Source organism: Streptomyces phyllanthi (genome assembly GCF_009377205.1).
GTDB classification, from domain to species: Bacteria; Actinomycetota; Actinomycetes; order Streptomycetales; family Streptomycetaceae; genus Streptomyces; species Streptomyces phyllanthi.
On the sequence record NZ_VJZE01000729.1, the window covers coordinates 1 to 2,913 of the forward strand.

The window sequence follows — 2,913 nt, forward strand, 5'->3', positions numbered from 1 at the left end:
GCCCGTACCAGCCCTTCACCCGCCCCCGCGTCCCGGATGCGCCGGAACGGTCAGGAGCCGTCAGGGACGGGTGGTGACCGCGATGACCCGGAGCGGACCGCTGAGGTCTCCTCCGGGGGTAAGCCGCCGCGGCGGCCCAAGGAACCCGGTGGCGGGATCCTCATGGGGCGGCCCTTCGGCGTGCCCGTGTACGTCGCGCCCAGCTGGTTCCTCGTGGCCGCGCTGATCACCTGGGTGTTCGGCGGGCAGCTCGACCGGGTCCTGCCCGAACTCGGCGTGGCCCGCTACCTCGTGTCGCTGTTCTTCGCGGTGGCCTTCTACGCCTCCGTACTCGTCCACGAACTCGCCCACACCATCGCCGCCCTGCGCTTCAAGCTGCCGGTGCGCAAGATCCAGCTCCAGTTCTTCGGCGGTGTCTCGGAGATCGAGAAGGAGTCCGAGACACCGGGCCGCGAGTTCGTGCTGGCGTTCGTCGGACCCCTGCTCTCGCTGGTTCTCGCCGCTGTCTTCTACCTCGCGCTCCAAGGCGTCGAGCCGGGCACCGTCCCGGGCGTCCTGCTGGCCGGGCTGATGATCTCCAACGTGATCGTGGCCGCCTTCAACCTGCTGCCCGGCCTGCCCCTCGACGGCGGTCGCATGCTCCGCGCCGTCGTCTGGAAGATCACCGGCAAACCCATGGCCGGCACCGTCGCCGCCGCCTGGGTCGGCCGCGCCCTCGCCGTCTCGGTCCTGATCGGGCTCCCACTGCTCACCCACTCCGAACTCCTCGGCGCGGGCACCGAGGACTTCGGCGGCATGAACACCGTCACCGACGCCCTGCTCGCCGCGATCCTCGCCGCGATCATCTGGACCGGCGCGGGCAACAGCCTCCGCATGGCCCGGCTCCGCGAGCACCTGCCCGAACTGCGTGCCCGCAGCCTCACCCGCCGCGCGGTCCCCGTGCAGACCGACACCCCGCTCTCCGAGGCACTCCGCCGCGCCAACGCCGCAGGGGCCCGCGCCCTGGTCGTCGTCGACGCCGACGGCGAGCCCCTGTCGCTGGTCCGCGAAGCCGCGATCGTCGGCGTACCCGAGCACCGCCGCCCCTGGGTCGCCGTCAGCGGCCTCGCCCAGGAACTCAGCGACGGCATGCGCGTCTCCGCCGAACTCGCCGGCGAAGACCTCCTCGACGCCCTGCGCGCCACCCCCGCCACCGAGTACCTGGTCGTCGAGGAGTCCGGTGAGATCTTCGGCGTGCTCTCGGCGGCCGACGTGGAGCGCGCGTTCGTCAAGGCGATGGCACGGCCGAACTGAGCTCCGCCCTCCCGGAGCGGTGGTCTGCAGGCCCCTCCCGGACCGGTAGGCTGGTCACATGTCCGAACCGACCGGTGCCGCCCGCCGTCGCGGGCCCTTCAAGGTCGGGGACCAGGTACAGCTGACCGACCCCAAGGGACGCCACTACACGTTCACGCTCGAAGCGGGGAAGAACTTCCACACCCACAAGGGTTCCTTCCCGCACGACGAGCTGATCGGTGCGCCCGAGGGCAGTGTTGTCCGCACCACGGGGAACGTCGCCTACCTGGCGCTGCGCCCCCTGCTCCCCGACTACGTCCTGTCCATGCCCCGCGGCGCCGCCGTGGTCTACCCCAAGGACGCGGGGCAGATCCTCGCCTTCGCCGACATCTTCCCCGGTGCCCGCGTCGTCGAGGCCGGCGTCGGCTCCGGCTCGCTCAGCAGCTTCCTGCTGCGGGCCATCGGCGACCAGGGCATGCTGCACTCGTACGAGCGCCGCGCGGACTTCGCCGAGATCGCCCAGCAGAACGTGGAGCGCTACTTCGGCGGCCCGCACCCCGCCTGGCAGCTCACCGTCGGCGACCTCCAGGACAACCTGAGCGACACCGACGTCGACCGCGTGATTCTCGACATGCTCGCCCCCTGGGAGTGCCTGGAGGCCGTCTCCAAGGCGCTCGTCCCCGGTGGCATCCTGTGCTGCTACGTCGCGACCACCACCCAGCTCGCCCGGACCGTCGAGTCCATCCGCGAGATCGGCTGCTTCAACGAGCCGACCGCCTGGGAGACGATGATCCGCAACTGGCACATCGAGGGCCTGGCCGTTCGCCCCGACCACCGGATGATCGGCCACACCGGCTTCCTGCTCACCGCCCGCCGCCTCGCGGACGGCGTCGAGCCGCCCATGCGCCGCCGCCGCCCCGCCAAGGGCGCCTACGGCGAGGACTACGCCGGCCCGAACGCCGACGGAGGCGCCGGCCGCTGAGGCGGCCCCGTGCCGCGTTCAACGCACAAGCGCCGTGGCCGCGTTCCCGGGAATCCCCCGGAACGCGGCCACGGCGCTCTTCTGTTGACGCGACACCGGGTCCGCAGACGGACTCGCGACACCGGGTCCGCGATGACGGACGCGCGATACCCGGTCCGCGATGACAGACGCGCGATACGGAAGCGCCATGACGGACTCGCGACACCGCACCAACCCTGTTGACCCCTCGCGGATTCGCCGGCATCACACCCGACTCCGTCAGCACGACGCCGGACTCGGCCAATGCCGTCAACATGTCGTCAGATCCTGTCGCCACGACGCCAGTTACTGACGACATCACGGCACAAACCCGGTGACGGGGCGCCCCGACTCCGCGAACACACCCCAGAAGTCCTCCCCCCGCCGTTCCGCCGCACTGTGACGTGTGGCACCATGCGGTCCACCCCACCGGCCCAGCCCTCACAGGAGACACATCTCTCGTGCAGCAGACCGCCGTCCCGGACTTGGCACACACGCACGCCCGCCCCATCCACTGGGTCGCCACGGCCACCGCCCTCTCCGCGGTCCTCGCCCTCTCCTCCGTGCTGCAACCCGAACCGGCGACAGCGGTCCAGGCCGGCCCGGAGACACGGCCCGCCCCCAGCACCTGTCTCTTATAA

3 protein-coding genes are annotated in these 2,913 nt (G+C 71.3%); all 3 read left to right on the plus strand.

The features are described from left to right. A partial coding sequence (locus tag FNH04_RS44050; RefSeq protein WP_228031987.1) for a site-2 protease family protein occupies positions 1-1,293 on the plus strand: 1,293 nt, incomplete at its 5' end. A 58-nt stretch (positions 1,294-1,351) separates the two neighbouring features. Continuing rightward, entirely contained in the window at positions 1,352-2,254 is a 903-nt protein-coding gene (locus FNH04_RS44055; protein ID WP_152791846.1) for a tRNA (adenine-N1)-methyltransferase, read from the plus strand. Positions 2,255-2,733: 479 nt separating this feature from the next. Continuing rightward, on the plus strand, positions 2,734-2,913 hold the full coding sequence (locus FNH04_RS44060) for a hypothetical protein (RefSeq protein WP_152791847.1): 180 nt from the start codon (positions 2,734-2,736) through the stop codon (positions 2,911-2,913).